At 56.5% G+C, this 14167-nt stretch carries 8 protein-coding genes; 4 read left to right on the top strand and 4 right to left on the bottom strand.

Annotated features, from left to right (window positions below):
- Positions 1-20: 20 nt before the first annotated feature.
- From Pan181_RS13565 to Pan181_RS13550, 4 genes are all read right to left on the bottom strand, one after another.
- On the bottom strand, positions 21-3545 hold the full coding sequence (locus Pan181_RS13565) for a family 43 glycosylhydrolase (protein WP_145247332.1): 3525 nt from the start codon (positions 3543-3545) through the stop codon (positions 21-23).
- 71 nt (positions 3546-3616) lie between these two features.
- Positions 3617-7117, bottom strand: a complete 3501-nt coding sequence (locus tag Pan181_RS13560; protein WP_145247331.1) for a glycoside hydrolase family 2 TIM barrel-domain containing protein — start codon at positions 7115-7117, stop codon at positions 3617-3619.
- Between the two features lie 48 nt (positions 7118-7165).
- Positions 7166-9598, bottom strand: coding sequence for a beta-L-arabinofuranosidase domain-containing protein (locus tag Pan181_RS13555; protein ID WP_145247330.1), 2433 nt, complete (start codon positions 9596-9598; stop codon positions 7166-7168).
- Positions 9599-9705: 107 nt separating this feature from the next.
- Complete coding sequence (locus tag Pan181_RS13550) at positions 9706-10599, bottom strand: AraC family transcriptional regulator (protein ID WP_145247329.1); 894 nt, start codon at positions 10597-10599, stop codon at positions 9706-9708.
- Positions 10600-10835: 236 nt separating this feature from the next.
- On the opposite strand from Pan181_RS13550, the gene Pan181_RS13545 reads away from it, so the two are divergent.
- From Pan181_RS13545 to Pan181_RS13530, 4 genes are all read left to right on the top strand, one after another.
- Positions 10836-11582, top strand: a complete 747-nt coding sequence (locus tag Pan181_RS13545; protein ID WP_231943584.1) for an SDR family oxidoreductase — start codon at positions 10836-10838, stop codon at positions 11580-11582.
- A 63-nt stretch (positions 11583-11645) separates the two neighbouring features.
- Complete coding sequence (locus Pan181_RS13540; RefSeq protein ID WP_145247328.1) at positions 11646-12821, top strand: alcohol dehydrogenase catalytic domain-containing protein; 1176 nt, start codon at positions 11646-11648, stop codon at positions 12819-12821.
- A gap of 157 nt (positions 12822-12978) precedes the next feature.
- On the top strand, positions 12979-13710 hold the full coding sequence (locus Pan181_RS13535; protein WP_145247327.1) for a carboxymuconolactone decarboxylase family protein: 732 nt from the start codon (positions 12979-12981) through the stop codon (positions 13708-13710).
- Positions 13711-13769: 59 nt separating this feature from the next.
- Positions 13770-14156, top strand: coding sequence for a DUF2255 family protein (locus Pan181_RS13530; protein ID WP_145247326.1), 387 nt, complete (start codon positions 13770-13772; stop codon positions 14154-14156).
- Positions 14157-14167: the final 11 nt, after the last annotated feature.

Here is a 14167-nt window from a genome sequence, read left to right as displayed (position 1 = left end):
GAAGAAGTTGTCCGCTATCGTCAGTTGCGGTGGTTTGCCGCTGCAGCGGTGCATTCGACCGTTGCAATCAGGTATCCGGCAGCTTGTCCGGCTGCTCGGCCTTGAACGGTGAACGTGCCGGGAGCCGAATAGTGGTCCTCTGGTACCTTTTGCCAATGAACCACCGTTGGCAGTTCGGTTCCGTCTGGCATGGTCAGCGGCACCGACTCTGGCAACTCAGGAGGCTGGCCTACCTGAGTGCGAACCTTAAGCGTAGGGAGTTCGGCGGCCGGTTGCGAGTAGACTTCCCACTCCGATACCGAAACCGAGTGATAGTATCGCCCGGATGGCTGACCATAGAACGTCGCCCGCAGCGCCTTAGCGATCACCGGCTCGAAGTGCAGGGTATGCCAGTGGTCGGGCGCGGTGGGATACTCGACTCCCTCGACCTCAAGCCATTTGCCACTGGTGTCTTGGTATTCGAGCTTCCAACTCGCTGGAGGGCGAATCCAATTCGGATCTTGATGAAACTCAATGCCAACTCCGTTGATCGCCACGGGAATATCCCAGTCGTACTGCACCCAGTCGGATTGGTTCGACGAGCGATTGCCTCGGTAGTTGCCCCATTGATCGGGCGGGAGCCGCACAACAGGGGGGCGACCGTCGTTGAGTGCCCGCAAAGTCATCGGTGGCTGCTCGGTGTAAGAAGCCGATGCGGTAGCATCGATGGCAAGATTGTTGGTGAGCTGCAGCATCGGCGGATTGGCCCAGGTTTGCTCGACCGGCAGCATCTGGTCGCCTTGCCAGTGAACTTCGTCGATCGCCACCGAGCGACGGAAATGCCCACCAGCTTCGGCGTCGCGGGTGTGATACGTGATCCACCAACGATCGTTGTGCTCGACAATCGAGGGATGGACCGTCGTGGCGGAAGTGCCGCTCAGGATGATGTGCTGAAAGGTCCAAGGTCCTGTCGGCGACGACGAGGTGGCGTAACCAATCGCGGCCTGGTAGTTCGAGGGGGTCCACTCCGAGCCCCCTTTCTTCCAGTCATACGCCAGATAGTAGGTTCCGTCGCGTTTGAAAACCCACGGAGCTTCAAAGAATCCATCAAGTCCCGCCATGGTCGTGATCTCACCCTTCAGCTCGATCATCGATTCGTGCAGCTCCACCACTCGGGCGACACCCCACGAACCCCAGTACAGATAGACCTTCCCATCATCGTCGCAAAATACGTGCGGATCGATCACTTCTTGGCCGATCTTATTGTCGCCGAACACGGTGGTCCAGGAGACCAGTGGTTGGCCAATGGCATCGGTCCACGGTCCCAGCGGGCTGTCGGACACAGCGACTCCAATCGCCATGCGGTTAGGAACATTGGTCGCTCGCGATTCGACCGGAGCGTACCAGTAGAACCTGCCATCGGGGCCGCGTGCGACTTGGCCTGCGTAGGCGTTGTTGCCGGTGGCCCAGTCGAATACGCTGCCGGGCACCAGGTTGTGTGGGTAGAGCTTCCATTCGCCCGCGGTGGGATTCTGCGTGACGAACACACCGTAGTCGTGCATTACAAATCCCCCCACGGTCGGAGGAGGTTCGTCGTGACCACCGTAAATAAAGAGCGTATCATCGACCGACAACGGAGCCGCATCGGCCGAATAGTATTGCCCGTCGCCAAGGATCGGATTACCTGCGCTGTGAAAATCGATGGCTGTTGCTTCGCCATCAGAAGCGGCGGAGGTCGACGAGGTGTAGCTAATTGGACCAGTGAGAGACACCGATTGTTGCGTAGGGCTAAGCCGATACAAACCGGCGCCATGTTGCGGAAGCTCGGCAGCAAACGTGTTAGCACAAACGCCGACCGATTCGCGTTTCCAAAGATCGCGCACCTGCACATTTCCAGTGAATCCGAGGTGCTGAAGCTCGACCGAAACCGAACTGACATCCGCAACACTCTGGCCCGACTTCACCACCAACACGCCAAAGACGACCGAGCCTTTGTTGGTCACTACTCCGGTGGTGGAGAAGGTGTCGTATCCTTCGGGCAGATCGTAGATGATGGTCGATGTGGAGTGCGTGCCGATTCCGCGAACCGGTTTACCATTCACGAGCAAACGTTGGTTCTCGCAGGTGCGATTCACATGAGGCGCGCCCCAGCCCGAGTCGGCGTGAGTCCACTGAAGCTTCGTAAGCGGCAACTCTCCCTGGGGGCCTTTGAGGATGGGATCGACCCACGCTGCGTGGTCGTACTCAAAGCCATCGGCGGCGTCGTTCACGAACAACACAAGCTGCTTACCACCTTTGACCGATACGGAGATCTCCTGCGAGCTGCCGTTGCCAGCAATCGCGGGGCTGGCGTAGTCGGCCAGCGAGAAGTCAATCGAGTCCCCAGGGTCTTGGGCGTTGAACAACGCCAGGTACTTGTCGTCGGAGTCAGGGACGTCAGCCACCCAGGCGATCAGATTGTCTTTCCGGTAGAGCTGGCGATTGTTGGCACTCTGTTGGTTCACCTTCAGCACTTCAGGATTAGTGAGCATGCTAAGGGTGAACTCGTCGAGTTGCGTCATGTCGCCACCGAAGATAAGCGGAGAGCGGGCAATGCACCACAGGCTCATCATCGTATGCTGTTCGTCCTTGGTAAAACGCGTGTCGCGGCCAAACTCCACTTTGCCGATGGGTAGCATGTCCGCATCAGGCCAGGCACCCGGTTGCCGAAAAGGTTCCCAGGCGTGCGTGCGTTCGAACATCGCTTCGAGCAATCCCCAGCGATCCCAGAAGTCGTCGGTGATCCGCCACATGTTGGCGTGGGTCGATACGTGCGGGCCGGCCGAAACCGGCGTGGCACCAGGCGACAAGCTCAGCACAATGGGGCGGCCGCACTTGTCGATCGCCTTGCGAAGGGCTTCGATTTCGGCCTTCTGCACGTTGTCGTAAGGTCGCGAGATGTCGTCGCACTTGATGAAGTCGACACCCCACGATGCGTAGAGTTGGATAAGCGAGTCGTAATAAGCTTGTCCGTTAGTGGTCGTCGCGTCGACGCCGAACATGTCGGGATTCCAGGGACAGGTCGACTCGACCACCGCAATATCGGCCGCACGCACGTTAGTACCGAGCACGGGAATGTTTTGCTTGAACGCTTGGCGCGGGATGCCGCGCATGATGTGGATGCCGAAACGCAGGCCTTTCGAGTGCACGTAGTCGGCCAACGGCTTGAACCCGTTGCCATCCTTGGCCGATGGAAAACGCCGTACCGCTGGCAGCAGCCGACCGTATTGGTCCATCTCGAGCCGTGCCCCCGGTTTGTAGACATGCCCAAGAGCATTCGGTTCGTACCATTGAATGTCGACCGTCAGAACGTCGTAACCAGCTGGCTTGAGATACTCCGCCATGGCATCCGCTTGCGCGCGAACCTGTGCTTCGGTGACTGTGGTGCCGAAGCAGTCCCAACTGTTCCACCCCATCGGGGGAGACGTTGCCCAGTCTCGAAAGTCCTCTGCTTTCACTAAGGTGCATGGCAGCAAGCTCAAAGCAACGAGTAGTAATCGTAAAGGAGAATGGAAGAAGTTAACCATGAGAGAGATCCTAGAAGACTCTGCTGTGTCGCGAAGGCAACATTGTGAGTGGAGCAGAATGAGGAGTAACGTTATTCGAAATGAAACCAGACCGTTCCACTGTAAGTGCCTTGCAACTGTGCTGGCTGGCTCTGAGGGCCCAGCTTTGGAGCTGCGTTAAACTTGGTACCGATAGCAGGAATCACGTGCAGCAGTGATAGATCACCATCCGGTAGCTCGACTTCCGTATCGGCTTGCAGCGATCGAGGTGGCAGCGAAGGTGACAAGCGTTGTACGTACAAATCCGGATCCTCCGGCACGATCGTGATGCGGTGTCCATCATTGAGTTCGAGCGTCATCCAACGACCCCCCGCATAAAAGCCACGGAACTCGGGGTACTGCCAGTCACGCCAGCCGGTAATCGTATCGTTCGCATCCAAATGCCAAACGCCTAGCGTGCCACCCTCTAAGCGGTTCTGCCATACACGGTAGGGGCCGACGCCAAGCCAACGCGAGCTACGCACCTGATCTGCAGGTAAATCGAACGTAACACCGGCAAAGGTCGCTGGGCCTTCGGCATCAAACTCGTATTTCAAACGGAACCAACCTTTGCTGGCTGCAGACCATTCAACCGCAGTGAGGCTGCTCGAAGTCGTAGGCTGCTGCGTCGCCTGACCTATTGCAAGTCGAGGACCATTCGTGAGAGGAATCGTGTGATCGCCAATGTGAATAGTACGAATCGTTCCCGGATGGGAATCGACTGCGAGTTTCACGTCGCCCGAAATAAGTATCGACGCATTTTCGGTAGCATCTGCTTCAGGAAGTTCAGGACGAAGGTCGCGGAGCGCCCATACCCAGCGTCCAACTTCCATGCCATGAGGATCGATTGCCGAAACCGCCAATGCATCGATGTCGTCGTAGGAAGCGACTGGAAGCTGGAGTGTACCACTCTCACCAGCAGCAATGTTCGGCGACTTGGCTTGCCCCGTCGCGATGACGTTCGGCTGAGTGGCCGTGAAGGTAGGTTCGGGGAACTGGAGAAGCTGCCAATGGAACTCGAGTTCGTTCAGGTTCAAGAAGTCGTAGGCATTGCGAAGTGGAAGCTCGCCAGTGAAAGGAGAGGGAAGTGTCGCGTCGAACTGCACGGGGGCGAAGATGCGTTGGGCCGTGTAGTAGCTGGCTTCTCGCTCGTGGTGAGGACCAACGATTCCGTCGGGAGCCAGATTCGTGGCGACATCGATGTATTGGTTGCCTTGCTCGTTGCTGCGGGCGACCCCTTCGTCGGCAAGCACCCACAGAAACCCGCCCGCTCCGACGGGACTGCTTGTGATCGCATTCCAAAAGTCTCTCAACCCAGCCCCATGTCCTCCATCGTACAATCCATGCAAGTACTCCGTCGGCATCACCAGATCATCTCCAGCAAGCGATTGAACAAGCTGATCATAAGTTGGGTAGTGACGGGTATTCACTCCGCGAAATACGGTGCGGCCACGATGAAATCCAGGGAATGTGTGCAGCAGCGGACGATCTTGCAGGTCCCAGCGAGCGAAATCGTCGTCGAGTTCCGAGTTCCAACCTCCCTCGTTTCCATTGGACCAAAAGAGAATGCTGGGATGGTTCCGGTCGCGGACCACCATCTCGCGAACGAGTGGTCGCCCAGCCTCGGTGGAGTAGTGTGCTTGCCAGCCAGAGAGTTCGTCGATGACGTACAGGCCAAGTTCATCGGCAGCTTCAAGAAAAGATGGATCTGGCGGGTAATGACTCATGCGCACCGCATTGAGATTCATCTGCTTCAGCAGTTCGGCATCCTCTCGATTCTGAGCGCGGGACAACGAGCGGCCCGACTCCGGTCGAAAACTGTGTCTATTGATCCCCTTCAGAGTCACTCGGTGTCCGTTGACGAAAATCCCCTCGCCGGGCCGGACCTCAATGGTGCGAAATCCTACTCGTTCTGTGGTCGTGTGCAACACGCGCTCGCCAGCCAGCAGGCGGAAGCGAACCGTGTAAAGAGTGGGAGTTTCCGCAGTCCAAGTACGAACCTCTTTTACCTCGGCAGAAAGTGCTGCCACTCTCGAGGTGTCTGCGACATCAGGAATGTCCGATCGGGACTTGGCAACGGTATGGCCGGCAGGGTCGACGACTTCCATCTCAATCACCGTTGCGGTCGTAGCTTTCAGGCAGTTGATCGAAGCTTCGGCGCGAATCGTGCCGTCGGCTTTGGCGTCGATGGCGACGCTTTCAATGAACTCTGCAGGAACCGATTCCAACCACACCGGGCGAAAGATGCCGCCGAACACCCAGTAGTCGGCTCTTCGCTCGGCTTCGTTTACCGATGGATCCTCGGATTCTTTAGATACTTGTACTTCGAGCAGGTTCGGCTGCTGGTCTTGCAGGAGATCGGTCACTTCGTAGCGGAACTCATAGAAAGCACCGCGGTGAACGGGGCCGACGGAATGGCTGTTGAGCGTAGCCTGCGTGTCGGTCATCGAACCGCCAAACACCAGGAAAATGCGTTGATTGTTCGAGCGATCGGGCGACACGAAGCGATGGCGGTAAAGGCCTTGTTCGCGAAGTTGAGAGGGACGATCGTGCCCGTAGTGGATCGTGCCGAAGCCCTGCACGTCCCACAGAGAAGGGACCGGAATCGTAGTCCATTCGCCGCTGCGGCGCCCTGTGGTACAAAGGAAATTCCACGGCACTGCCGAGGCTGCATCTACTCCCGAGAGGTAGATACGCTTCGTCTCTTTCGTCGCTGGGGCTGCAGTCGCTTCAAGTTCACCACTGTAGAAAGCGTCGAACAGGCTATAAGCTTCTGGATCGTAGGCTTTCAGCCCTTCGGGGCCATCCGCCGGTTTTTCGCCTTGCATGCCGAGACTGCCGTGGGTGCCAAAGTACCACATCGAGAGTTCGGCGAAGAACTCGTCGGTATTGCTGCCAGCGTACGACTTGTTCCAACGCCCAGCAGCCAGGGAACGCTTGTACTGCGCGTCGAACAGTGCCCGCTGCGGGCGCGTCATGCCGAAGTTGCGTATGGCGTGAGCAAACTCGTGGACGCAGATATCGCTCCCGCGATAGCGGTCTTGTCGCAATCGTAGCAGGTTCTCTTCGCCACACGAAACTAGGCGTCCCCCCATGCCGCGAGTGCGCTGATCACGCGTCAGCCCGTTGTACTCCTGGAGCGGCCGACCTTTGTCGTGTCGGCATTCGGGCAGGTCGGTCGTGACTTCGTTCCGCCCGATGATGTGCAGTTCCACTCTAGTAGCGACCAGTCGCTTAGCGGTGGTCGGCAGGTGTTGCAGCATGGCATCAAGGCGGTCGTACGCTTCGTGGAGAGCCTCGTCGACTACCTGTTGCGACGACTTAATCGGCAAACCTTGGTACGAAAGCTGTTTGGCGAAGAAATCCTTCTCGGGAGGGTTGAGCGATTGAATCGGAGGATACTGTTTGGCGGACGAGTCGGTACCGTCGGCCGCAGCGTGTGGCTGATTCTCCGCTGCTACGACTGTCGATGGGATAGTTGAGTAACCCACAAGTAACAATGCGCCTATTAACACACAACGCTCATAGATGAGCGATTCCACAAACGATGACATAGATTCAATCCAAAAGAGAAGCAGCGATTGCCAAGCACAATACTTACTTTACTCGATGCGGATACCGAAAACGCCGCCGGCAACCTGCTGGGTGCGAGAGCGAAATCGTATCGTAATGTTGTCTTCCTTTTGTCCAAAGGTGTTTGTTTTGCCTGCGATCAACTCTTGAGACAGCGGATACGCGACCTCGAAGAACTCGCCAGGGCGACTATTGTTGAGTCGCGTGGTGTCCAATACTTGATCGTTTGCCAGCACGTCGAACTCCCGCCCGCAGTCGCTACCCCAATAGGTGACGATAAGTTTGGCGGACCGCTCGGTTGGCATCTTCATCGTGTAGGAGAAATCGACGCCGTGTCGATAGGAGCGGTCGCGAAACTGTCCCGTCTCGCCACCTTGCACTTGATGCAACGTTTCGGACTCGTGGTTACCGATCCGCACGTAGTCGAACGCGGACGCAAGCTGCTGTTCCTGCTGTTGTCTCAACTTCAGTCGCTCTTGAAATTCGGGCGATTCGTGAGATGGGAGCCAAACGGCATACGACCAGGCAGCCGCATGTTTATCGGGTTTCCGTTGATCGTCGCGATACCAGTGACCAATGTTGGTGAAAGGCACCAGCAGCACATCGACGTGCTGACCACGCGAAGTGATCGCTGGCACCTTATAGCTCGGACCGATCAGTCCCGCAGGAGTGTCCACTTGCTGTGGCGAGGTATCATGAAGCACAAAAGCTAGGTCGTCACCAACTCGATGAGGAGCGGGCACTTCGGGGTTGCTCCACCAGAGGGTATCGGCAGCGTAGACAACGGGACCGCGAATCAGCGCCCAAGGACCAGTCGCATCGGGCACGGGATCATGCATGATCTCACCGCCAGGGAGCGTGCGGATCACGGTCTTCCATGTCGCGTCCGACTGCACCCAGCGAAGTTCCATCGGAAAGCTCGCCTGAATAACATCGCCCGAGAGCCATACTCGCTCGATGGTCAGATAGGAGCCAGGAGTAACGTTCGAAAGCGACTTGCCATTGAGTGTAATCGAGGGAGTCTGACACCAACTGGGATTTCGCAACCGGATAGCGAGCGAGGAGTCGGGCGCGGACTCGACGGTCAAGTCGATCTGCGGGCTTTCAGGGTAGTTGGTTTCCTGCCTCACGCGAATAGTGCGGTCGCCGGGCAGTTGTGCTTCGACGGTCGAGGCTGCGTACTGGTTGATGAACAGCCCTTGGTCATCTTTGCCATAAAGAAACGTTGGAAGCAGCGAAACCAAGCGGTGGCCACTCGAGGTGCAGCAATCAGGTCCGTGGAAGAACCCTTCGGGCTTCACTCCGTTCGGTGGAGTGTGATACCGGTAGCAGTCGCCATCGATGGCTTGCGACGCAAACACATGATTCCAGAGCAGTTTCTCCATCGCATCGGCATATTTTACGTCGCCGGTGAGCTCGAGAAGATATTGAGTGACCTGCAACCACGACATCGTTGCGCAGGTTTCGACCACATGCCCTGTCAACGGGCGGAGCTTGCCCGATTCGTAATGTTCGCCGACGCTTACACTGCCGGTGATGTACATTTGCCGCGCGGCAATGTCGTCCCACGCTCCCGCTACCTTGCGAAGATAGGATTCGTCGCCGGTGATTTCATAGAGTCTCAAGAACCCCAAAAAGTTCATGTGAAAGGTGTGCGAGTGTACGTAAGGCTGCAGTTCGTGCACGCCAAGCTCGCCAGAGGCGACCTGATCGAGTCGCGAGTAACTATCCCAACCGCTCCACGTATCGATGTTTCCGACCACCCACTTACTCCATTCGGAGTACCGCTCGTCTCCAGTGGCCAACGCAAGCCGAAGCATGGGATCGATCAGCAGTGTCCCTTCCCAGCTGTAGTGAACCGCGTGGCCGGCGATCTTGGTGAAACCTTCGAGGGTGCGTTTCTCGTTTGCCGGAGGCCGCAAGTCGCTGGGCCAGAACTCTGCTTTTCCGGGACCGATATGGCCCAAAAGGTAGTCGCCGAAGCGGCGAGCGGCGGTCAAGGCTTGTTCGTCGCCCCATTGTTCATAGGCGGTGATCAACGCATGCAGGCGAAAATAATCCTCATAGGGATCCATGCCGCGCAGTGGTTGTTGAGCGGTGCGAATATCCTGAGGAGTGATTCCCAGATAGCCGCTCGGTTCCTGGCTGTCGATGAGTCGATCGAGGATGGCTTTTGCTTGTGCACGAAGCGCAGGATCGGAATTCGCAGAAGAGAGCACAGCGCTTTCCAGCCATTTGCCATCCTGTTCGCCGGCCCACCACCACTCGCGATGCGTGCGCTGCTCGACCAGTTTCGTGTATCGATCGATGTCGAACTGATGCAGCGAACCTCGGCGATTGGCCTCCCACCGTTCGCCGAGATAGCCTCGTAACTCTGGGACTTCGTTGACCGTTAGCGTTTCTTGCACCCGCGATGGCTCAGCGCTGTGTGCATAAATACCACAGATCAGGGAAAGAAGCATCGTAATGGTAGTCCGAAGCATGGCAAGTAGCCCTTTAGGACAAGAGGAAGGCTTCGGAAGAAAAGAAAAGTGATGAGTCCTCATAGTCCACCGTGTAAAAGAATAAGTCAGATGGATGCAGCGGATGTAAGTGACGAAATGTCCTGCCGGGGCGACGCGCCGAACAATCGGCGGTATTCCCGGCCAAACTGTGATGGGCTCTCGTAGCCGACGGAGAAGGCCGCTTCGGCAGCCTCTACGCCTTCGCTGAACATCATCCGTCTTGCTTCCTGCAGTCGTAATCGTTTTTGATACTGTAAGGGGCTTAAGCCGGTCATCGCTTTGAAGTGTTGATGAAAGGCCGTTTGGCTCAGTCCCATCTGATCGGCCAGATCATCGATCCGAATGGGCTGGGAGTAATGATCTCGCACCCACCGAATAGCGACAGCGATCCGCTGCGATGGAGTACCGGGAGCAGCTATTTGTCGTAACCGTGCCCCCTGCGGACCATTCAGCAGGCGATAGGTAATCTCGCGCATCACCAGCGGAGACAAGGCGGCAATGTCTTCAGGCGCGTCTAGCAATGTTATCAACCGCGAAATGGCATTCATCAGCGGTGGTTCTACCGGCGTTACACCTAGCCCGCGAGTGGGAGCCCCCCGGTGCTGGGCGGGCGAGCCGTTGGCCAGCAATTCGCCTACTTCCGCGGAGTCGATCTGGATGACGGCTACCAGACACGGAGACTCCACCGATGCATCGACCACCCGCGAAGTCGCTGGCATATCGACGGAGACCAACAGCGAGTGGGCTGGATCGTAGTGATACGCCTGGCCGTCGACGATCACTTCTTTGGCTCCCTGCACCACCACGCAGAGGCTCGGCGAGTAGACCACCGCATCCCTCACGGTTGGCTCGGAGGAACGGTACAGCGCAAGGCTTGATATAGGGGGTTCGACCAGCCCATCCACCTTAATATGGCGATCGAGCGTTTGGGCGAGTTCGGATAAAGCGACACTATTCATGGCATTTGGCTCCTGCGGGATGTTCCCAATTGTACCTCTTCGATCATGGGAGATCAGGGCTCATAGGGAGTATCGCGTAGGATTAGGCTATCGTGCCGGATGTTTGTGATACTCGAAACGGGGGTAAGTGTCGTATTGTTTTATTGTGAGGCAAAGCAAAACCAACCGCAGCTTATTGGTGCGGTAGACCGTGCCTGCTGTCGCTGGCTATTCCTGCAATGTAACCGATGGAGAACATGATGTCTAAAAAAAACGAAGAAAAAGTGGTGGTCATCACTGGAGCTAGCAGCGGTTTAGGTGCAGCCACGGCAAGGCATCTAGCTGCGAACGGGGCGATCGTCGTGCTCGCTGCCCGGCGTGCCGACCGCATTCAGGCCCTGGCCGAAGAACTCGGTGGTGACGAGAAGGCGATAGCGGTCGAAACCGACGTTACGGATCTCCAGCAAGTACAACGCCTGGTCGATACGGCGGTCGAGCGCTACGGCCGAGTTGATGTGATGATCAACAACGCTGGGTTGATGCAACAGTCTCCGCTGGAAGCGTGCAAGGTCGACGAATGGGACAACATGATCGACGTGAACATCAAAGGGGTACTCTATGGCATCGCAGCGGTGTTGCCACAGATGAAGAAGCAGAAGTCGGGGCATATCATCAACGTCTCGTCGGTGGCTGGCCATAAGGTTACTCCCTCTGGTTCGGTTTACTGTGCAACGAAACACGCGGTTCGCGCGATCTCCGAAGGTCTGCGTAGCGAAGTGAAGCCCTACAACATGCGGACCACCATCATCTCGCCGGGTGCGGTCGATACCGAACTGCCATCCCACATCACGCACGAGCAGTCGCACGCGGGCATCAACGAATACTACCAACAAGTCGCCATTGCTCCCGAATCGTTCGCCCGGGCAGTCGCGTTTGCGATGGAGCAACCCGAAGATGTCGACATCAACGAGATTCTCTTCCGACCGACGAAACAAGAACTGTAATCGGATCGCGCTCAGAGAGTTGGAGACGAAGTACTAAAACATTGAATTCTGGAGGAATAGATTATGGATGGCGAGCAACAACACACTCGGCGAGACTTCATTCGCACTTCTACCGTTGCGGGAGCTGGAACGCTACTGGCAGGTTCGAAGGGTGTAATAGCCGCGCCGACTGGTTCGGAACCGGAGAACACCAAGTCGAAGGGGCTGGCTGCCCGCGATAAGAGCGGAAAGCTAAGTACTTGGGCATTTCAGCGGCGACCGCTCGGAGACGACGATGTTCTGATCGACATCAAGTACTGTGGTATCTGCCACTCGGACATTCATCAAATGCGAGGGCACTGGGGACCACAGCAGTATCCACAGGTGCCGGGACATGAAATCGCGGGCGTGGTAGCAGCCGTTGGTAAAAACGTTACCAAGTTCAAAGTGGGCGACCACGCTGGTGTGGGATGCATGGTGAGTAGTTGCCTGGAGTGTAACAGCTGCAAGCAGGGCGAAGAGCACTACTGCGAGAAGAACCAGACCGTGTTCACGTACGGCTCGCCAGAAAAGAGTTCACCCACTGGCATTACTCAGGGTGGATACTCGAGCAATATAGTTGTGAAACAACATTTTGCGATTCGTATTCCCAAGCATATCGACCTGCAGCATGCTGCTCCATTGCTATGTGCCGGGATTACGACTTACTCGCCGTTGATGCGGAATGATCTCGCCAGCGGCCTGAAAGTCGGTGTGGCTGGTATCGGCGGGCTGGGCCACTTGGCCATCAAGCTGGCGGTATCGAAGGGTGCTGAAGTCACCGCATTCACCACATCGCCTTCGAAAGTAGACGACATCAAAGGTTTTGGTGCCAGCGAAGTGGTGGTGGTAGATGACGAGTCGAAGCTGTTTGCCCATCAGCAAACACTCGACTATCTGATCTCGACGATTCCTTACGACTACAACGTTGCTGCCTATGCCATGACGTTAAAGCCACGCAAGGAGTTCACGCAGGTGGGCATGCCGGTGCAGGGGAAGCTCACCATCAACAACTTCCTGATGATTCGCAATCGCGTGAACTTCAACGGATCGCTCATCGGTGGAATTCCTGAAACGCAGGAAGTGATGGACTATTGTGCCGACAATCAGCTGCTGCCTCAAATCAAGGTGATTCCTGCAGATCAAGTGAATGACGCCTGGGACAAAGTGGTGAATAAAGAAGCACGCTACCGCTACGTGATCGACACCACGACCCTATAGCATAACGATGTTGTGCTTCATTAAAAATCAGCAGGAGTTCTCTATGACAAGACACTTGCTATCAATTCTAACGTGTCTCGTCATGTTGGCTGGTGGATGCAACCAGCCACTTGGCGAGATAGCTGCTAACGTTCCTCGTTCCGAATCGGAGGCGATCATGAACGACACAGATAAGGAAAGCAATGAGATGCAAGTTGCTTTCGATGATATTCAACAAGTCTCACCCGCTTTGGCAAGTTACACACGCGATAAACTTGAAGGCGAGGTGTGGAACCGCGATGGACTATCGAAGCGCGATCGCAGCATTGTCACCCTGGCGACTGTGATCGCTCGTGGGCAGACGGAAATGCTCGAAGCCGAGGTTCGCTTGGCACTCAACAATGGAGTGACACCTGCTGAAGTATCGGAGATCATCACTCACTTGGCTTTCTACACTGGATGGGGCAACGCCTTGGCGGCGGTCGAACCTGTGCGAAAAGTGTTTGCCGAGTGTGGCGTGGAGCAAGACCAATTGCCAGCGGCAAAGGTCGACCTGCTGCCGCTCGATGAGCAAGCAGAATCGCAGCGGGCGGGGTTCGTGGAAGCGACTTACGGCAACGTGTCGCCTGGGGTTGTGCAGTACACTGCAGAGCCTCTGTTTCGTGAAATCTGGCTGCGTCCCCATCTTGCTCCGCGCGACCGCAGTCTGGTGACCGTCAGCGCGCTGATTGCCTCGGGTCAATCGGAGCAGGTGACCTTCCACCTCAATCGAGCGATGGATTACGGGTTGACCCAAACGGAAGCTTCGGAAGTATTGACTCAGCTCGCCTTCTATGCGGGCTGGCCGCGGGTGTTCTCGGCGATGCGTGTCGTGAAGCAGGTGTTTGAACAACGTCAAGAGGCGAACTGACACTCTTGTATGTTGCTGAACTAATAGTGTTAATGGATGAATGTGTGAAGGAATGTACAATGAACAAGTGGCCTCCCAAAATCATCGACGCGATTGCCGAGAAAGACGACCTGCATATTGCTCCGTTTCGCGACGACGGCAAGACCCACGGAACACTAACCTGGATCTGGTCGGTAAGAGTTGACGACGATCTCTACGTTCGAGGATATAACGGGCCCCAGTCGCGGTGGTATCAAGCAGCGATCCGTCAGAAAGCAGGTAAGATCACCGCGGCAGGCAGCAGCTACGACGTTGCCTTCGAGGGGGTCGATGGACCGATCAACGACCGAATCGACCAAGCCTATCAGGCCAAGTACAGCGGCAGCCCTTATCTCGGATCGATGATTAGCGATCGAGCACGGGCGGCCACCGTACGAGTTGCGCCACGCACCGAGTCAGCAGAGTAAAACAGGAGAAA

The organism is Aeoliella mucimassa, assembly GCF_007748035.1.
Classification (GTDB): Bacteria; Planctomycetota; Planctomycetia; order Pirellulales; family Lacipirellulaceae; genus Aeoliella; species Aeoliella mucimassa.
The sequence above is the reverse complement of the archived record's forward strand: the minus strand, read 5'-3'. Positions and strand labels throughout refer to the sequence as shown.

What these genes read in the sequence shown, in the direction of transcription:
- Pan181_RS13565 (WP_145247332.1), bottom strand. Translation starts at nt 3,545, where the DNA reads ATGGTTAACTTCTTCCATTCTCCTTTACGATTACTACTCGTTGCTTTG.
- Pan181_RS13560 (WP_145247331.1), bottom strand. Translation starts at nt 7,117, where the DNA reads ATGTCATCGTTTGTGGAATCGCTCATCTATGAGCGTTGTGTGTTAATA.
- Pan181_RS13555 (WP_145247330.1), bottom strand. Translation starts at nt 9,598, where the DNA reads ATGCTTCTTTCCCTGATCTGTGGTATTTATGCACACAGCGCTGAGCCA.
- Pan181_RS13550 (WP_145247329.1), bottom strand. Translation starts at nt 10,599, where the DNA reads ATGAATAGTGTCGCTTTATCCGAACTCGCCCAAACGCTCGATCGCCAT.
- Pan181_RS13545 (WP_231943584.1), top strand. Translation starts at nt 10,836, where the DNA reads ATGATGTCTAAAAAAAACGAAGAAAAAGTGGTGGTCATCACTGGAGCT.
- Pan181_RS13540 (WP_145247328.1), top strand. Translation starts at nt 11,646, where the DNA reads ATGGATGGCGAGCAACAACACACTCGGCGAGACTTCATTCGCACTTCT.
- Pan181_RS13535 (WP_145247327.1), top strand. Translation starts at nt 12,979, where the DNA reads ATGAACGACACAGATAAGGAAAGCAATGAGATGCAAGTTGCTTTCGAT.
- Pan181_RS13530 (WP_145247326.1), top strand. Translation starts at nt 13,770, where the DNA reads ATGAACAAGTGGCCTCCCAAAATCATCGACGCGATTGCCGAGAAAGAC.